Origin of the sequence: Micromonospora maritima (genome assembly GCF_902825405.1) — a bacterium.
Taxonomy (GTDB): Bacteria; Actinomycetota; Actinomycetes; order Mycobacteriales; family Micromonosporaceae; genus Micromonospora; species Micromonospora maritima.
On sequence record NZ_CADEAU010000398.1, the window covers coordinates 1 to 4,875 of the forward strand.

Consider the following 4,875-nt stretch of genomic DNA (forward strand, 5'->3'; position numbering starts at 1 on the left):
GTCGTCGCGCCGGGCCGTGCGGTGGCGCCGGGCCTCGCCCCGCCCGCGGTGGGCGTCGGGTACGGCTTCGAGGTGGGCCGGCTGCCGGTGCCGGTGGCGTACAGCCCGGACGGCACGGTGCTGGCCGTGGGCAGCGACGACGGTGGTGTGCTGCTCTGCGACACGGCGACCGGGCTGCCGGTGCGTACCCTGCCGGGGCACCGGTCCCGGGTCTACGCGGTCCGCTACGACGCCGCCTCGCACCAGCTCGTCACCGGCGCTGCCGACCTGACCGTACGACTGTGGGACGCCGACCACGGCGACGTGCGGCACGTCATCGAGGACGTCTTCGCCGGCTGGGTGTGGCCGCTGCTCACCGACGGCCGGCGGGGTCGGCTGGTGGTCGGCGACGCGGCCGGCGTGGTCCGGCTCTTCGACACCCGCACCGCGCGGATGCGCCACGAGTGGCCGGGGCACGCCGCGCCGATCTGGGGCACCTCGTTCAGCCCGGACGGCCGTCGGGTGGTGGTCGCCGACAGCGCCGGTGCGGTGCGCGGCTGGGACATCCACACCGGCAACCTGGCGTTCGAGGTGCGCGAGCCGGAGGTGGTCTACCGGGTGGTGCACTCACCGGACGGCCGACTGCTGGTCGCCGTGGGGCAGCACGGCCGGGTGTGGGTCCGGCGGGCCACCGACGGCGCGACGGTGCGCCAGCCGCGCGGCCACGAGGCCGACGTGTACGCCCTCGACATCCACCCCGACGGCACGCTGATGGCCACCGGTGACACGCACGGCGCGTTGCGCCTGTGGGAGACCGAGACCGGCCGGCCGGTCCGGGTGCTCGGCCGGCAGCGCGGCGCGATCTACAGCGTCCGGTTCAACGGCGACGGCAGTCTCCTCGCCACCGCCGCCAGCGACGGCGCGATCCAGATCTGGGACACCGACGACGGCCAGGTGCGGCACGAGCTGACCCGGCACCGCGGCTCGGTCTGGCCGGTGGTCTGGCGGCCCGACCAGGCGCAGGTGGCGACCAGCAGCAACGACGGCACCACCCGGCTGTGGGACGTCCGCACCGGGCAGCTCCAGCACACGCTGCGCGGGCACGGGCGGCGGGTCACCGCGCTGTCGTTCCGCGACGACGGCGAGGTCCTGGCGGCCTGCGGCAACGACGGCGTGGTCCGGCTCTGGGAGCCGCGGACCGGCCGGCTGCTGCGGCAGCTCGCCAGTCCCGCCGACCGCCTGCTCTCGGTGGTCTTCTGTCCGGAGGAGCCGCTGGTCGCCACGCCCAGCGGCGACGGCGGCGTGCACCTGTGGAACACCGACACCGGCGCCGACGAGCGGGAACTCAACGTCGACACCGACCACGTCTGGGCGGTCGCGTTCAGCCCCGACGGCGACGCCCTGGCCACCGCGAACGACGACGACACCGTCCGCCTGTGGTACCGCCGCACCGGCCGGCACTTCGCCACGCTGACCCCGCACCGGGGCCGGGTGCGCACGGTCGCGTTCAGCCCGGACGGCGAGACCATCGCGACCGGCTGCGACGACCAGGCGGTACGCCTGTGGGACGCGGCCACCGCGACCTGCCGGATGACGCTGGAGCACCACACCGACCGGGTCTACTCGGTCGGCTTCAACAGCGAGGGCACGTTGCTGGCCAGCGCCGGCAACGACGGCACCGCGGTGGTGTGGGACGTCGCCACCGGGGAGGCGCGCACGGTGCTCACCGAGCACACCGGTCGGCTCTGGTCCTGCGCGTTCAGCCCGGACGGCAACCTGCTCGCCACCGCCGGCGACGACCTGGTGATCCGGCTCTGGGACCCGGGCACCGGCCGGCTGCACGGCACTCTCGCGGCGCACACCCGGCGGGTCTGGTCGGTGCACTTCAGCCCGGACAGCAGCCTGCTGGCCAGCGCCGGCGACGACGGCACGATCCGGTTGTGGGACGTGGCCGACCCGGAGCACGCCCAGTTGCGGACCACGCTGATCGGCCTGCCGGACGGTTGGGCGGCGGTCAGCCCGGACGGCCGGTACAAGCTGGACGGCGACCCCGGCGGCCAGTTCTGGCACGTCATCGGCACCTGCCGGTTCGAGGTCGGCGAACTCGACCCCTACCTCACCCAGGTCCGCCGCCTGGCCATCGACGCCCCCTTCTGACCGAGCGCTTGATCGACACCAGTTCGGGGAGGTGACGCGGTCCGAGCGCTTGATCAACACCGTCTCCCCGAGGTGGCGGGGTCCGAGCGCGTCGCACACCGCCACCTCCCCGAACTGGTGTCGATCAAGCCGCCGGGCACGTCCAGCGGACCTCGCCGTCGTGCCACACGTCGGTCGGGGCCAGGCCGCAGGCCGTGGCCACCGCGGCCGACGCGCGGTGGTCGGGGTGGATGTGGGCCACGAGGGTACGCACACCGCGCCGCCCCAACCAGCCGGCCATCGCCCGGGCAGCCTCGGTGGCGATCCCGCGCCCCTGCCAGGGTGCGCCCACCACCCAGGCGATCTCCGCGACCGGCCCGGCGGCGGCCGGGTCCGCGTGGGCGAGGTGCCGGTGTCCGACGGCCCGCGCGCCGCCCGTCGCGCCGTCCGGTGCGGACCCGGAGGGCTCGGTGACGGTGGCCTGCACGGTGCCGGCGAGGTGGCCCCCGTCGCGGACCTGGATCACCCAGTTGCACCACGACTCGGCCGGGTCGGGCGAGCCGGCGACCAGCCGCTCGTAGCGGGCTCGCAGTGCCGTCGCCGCGGCGGGCGCGCCGCCGATGAAGGCGTGCAGCGCCGGATCGGCGAGCACCAGGGCCATCTCCTCGGCGTGGTCGACACGCAACGGCAGCAGGAGCAGCCGCCCGGTGTCGATCGTCTCAGGCGTGAACCCGTCCATCGGCGTCAACGCCGGGGCGCGAGGTGGGCGACGAACGCCCGCCAGGCCGGCGGGGTGAAGACGAGGACCGGACCGCTCGGATCCTTCGAGTCGCGTACGCCCACCACCCGGGTTACGCCGTAGGCCACCTCGACGCAGGCACCACCGTTGGAACTGCTCCGAGTGCTGGTGCGCCAGCGCGCGCCGGTCAGTTCATCCATGATCGGGCTCTCAGGGCGTCGACGGGTCGGGTCTCGCGGGAGCGAAACGGACCTCACGGTATCCCAGACCGCCCGGCGGGCCGCAATGTCGTTCATGGGCCGGCCGCCGGGGCGGGCGGTGAACGCCACCGGCCCCGGCCGGGGATCCGGTCAGCGCCGCCACTTCTGGTTGGCGGTGCCGCCGCACTCCCAGATCTGCAACCGGGTGCCGTCGGCCGAGCTGGGGCCGGTGGCGTCCAGGCACTTGTCGGCCTGCGGGTTGACGATGTCGCCGGCGGAGCTGAACACCCACTTCTGCGCCCCGGTGCCGTTGCAGTCCCACAGTTGCACCTTGGCGCCGTTGGCGGTCGACCCGGAGGTCACGTCGAGGCACTTGCCGAGCGCGCGTACCGAGCCGTCGGCGTTCCAGCTCCAGCGCTGGGCGGCGGTGCCGTTGCAGGTCCACAGTTGCACGGCGGTGCCGTTGGCGGTGTTGGCGCCGGCCACGTCGACGCACTTGTCGCCGTACCCGACGATCGGGCCGCCGGTGCCCCCGCCGCCGTTGTCCCAGGCCTGCACCCGGACGTAGTCGATCGTCATGGTCTGCGGGAACGTGGTGGAGCCGTCCGGCGAGCCGGGCCAGTTGCCGCCGACCGCCACGTTCATGATCATGAAGAACGGGTGGTCGAAGACCCAGCGGTTGCCGCCGGCGTCGGCCGGGGTCTTGCGGGAGTACGCGACGCCGTCGAGGTACCAGGTGATCGAGTCGGGCGCCCAGTCCACGGTGAACGTGTGGAACGCGTCGGCGAGCGCCTGGCCGCCGGGCAGCGAGGTGGACGCGCCGATGCCGTTGCCGCCGGAGTAGCCCGGTCCGTGCAGCGTGCCCCACACGGTGGACGGCGCGTAGCCGACGTTCTCCATGATGTCGATCTCGCCGCTGTTGGGCCACGGGTTGGTGCCGATGTCGTTGCCGAGCATCCAGAACGCCGGCCACAGCCCCTGCCCTCGGGGGATCTTGATGCGGGCCTCGAACCGCCCGTACGCCTGGGCGAACGTGCCGTTGGTGAGCAGTCGGGCCGAGGTGTACTGGCAGCTTCCGTACCAGCAGTTGTAGCCGGCGGGGTTCTCCCTGCGGGCGGTGATGACCAGGTTGCCGTTGCCGTCGAGCGCGGCGTTGCGGGTGCTGGTGGTGTAGTACTGCAACTCGTTGTTGCCCCAACCGCTGCCGCCGACGTCGTAGCGCCACTTGCTCGCGTCGGGGGCGGTGCCGGCCGGGCCGTTGAAGTCGTCGGACCAGGTGACCGCGCCGGGGGCGGCCACCGCGGGGGTGCTGGGGACGGTGGCGAGGGCGGCCGTGAGGCCGAGCGCCGCCATCGCCGCCAGGGCGACGGTACGGATGCTGCGCACGGGGTGCCTCCTGGGGTGGTGGGGTCGGTCGTCGCCGTGGCGGCGGCCGGCCCCGCCGAACGGTAAACAAACCATAAAGATAGGCTTCGATGAAGGTATGAACGAAGCCGCCCGCTGTCAAGAGAGCGCTCCCCGTCGATGCGTTGGGCGGGGTCAGGTGGTGCCGGCCGGTTCCGGCTGCCGGGCCGGCGCGGCCGGCGGGCGGCGCATCCCCCGCCACGGCCCGCCGAGCAGCGGCGTCAGCACCACCAGCAGGTAGCAGACGCCGACGGTGACGAGCGTGGCCGCGGGGCCGAACCGGTCGGCGGCCAGGCCCGCGCCGAACGCGCCGACCGGCATGGCCGCCCAGGCGCCGGCACCGATCACCCCGAACACCCGCGCCCGCATGGCCGCCGGCACCCGCTCCACCTCCACCGCGCCCATCAGCGGATTGAG

At 74.1% G+C, this 4,875-nt stretch carries 4 protein-coding genes and 1 pseudogene; 1 reads left to right on the forward strand and 4 read right to left on the reverse strand.

Annotation, left to right across the window (positions count from 1 at the left end):
- A partial coding sequence (locus tag HUW36_RS25510) for a WD40 repeat domain-containing protein (RefSeq protein ID WP_425487266.1) occupies positions 1–2,136 on the forward strand: 2,136 nt, incomplete at its 5' end.
- Between the two features lie 124 nt (positions 2,137–2,260).
- Here HUW36_RS25510 and HUW36_RS25515 read toward each other — a convergent pair.
- The 4 genes and pseudogenes from HUW36_RS25515 to HUW36_RS25530 all read right to left on the reverse strand — a co-directional run.
- Entirely contained in the window at positions 2,261–2,854 is a 594-nt protein-coding gene (locus tag HUW36_RS25515) for a GNAT family N-acetyltransferase (RefSeq protein WP_174530484.1), read from the reverse strand.
- Between the two features lie 5 nt (positions 2,855–2,859).
- Positions 2,860–3,054, reverse strand: a complete 195-nt coding sequence (locus HUW36_RS25520; RefSeq protein WP_174530485.1) for a DUF397 domain-containing protein — start codon at positions 3,052–3,054, stop codon at positions 2,860–2,862.
- A gap of 150 nt (positions 3,055–3,204) precedes the next feature.
- Positions 3,205–4,440, reverse strand: coding sequence for a glycoside hydrolase family 16 protein (locus tag HUW36_RS25525; protein ID WP_174530486.1), 1,236 nt, complete (start codon positions 4,438–4,440; stop codon positions 3,205–3,207).
- 153 nt (positions 4,441–4,593) lie between these two features.
- Positions 4,594–4,875: pseudogene (locus tag HUW36_RS25530) on the reverse strand (MFS transporter); the annotation flags it as partial.

Bases quoted from the DNA above. Each gene is read 5' to 3' on its own strand.
- HUW36_RS25520 (WP_174530485.1), bottom strand. From the start codon at position 3,054: ATGGATGAACTGACCGGCGCGCGCTGGCGCACCAGCACTCGGAGCAGT.
- HUW36_RS25515 (WP_174530484.1), bottom strand. From the start codon at position 2,854: ATGGACGGGTTCACGCCTGAGACGATCGACACCGGGCGGCTGCTCCTG.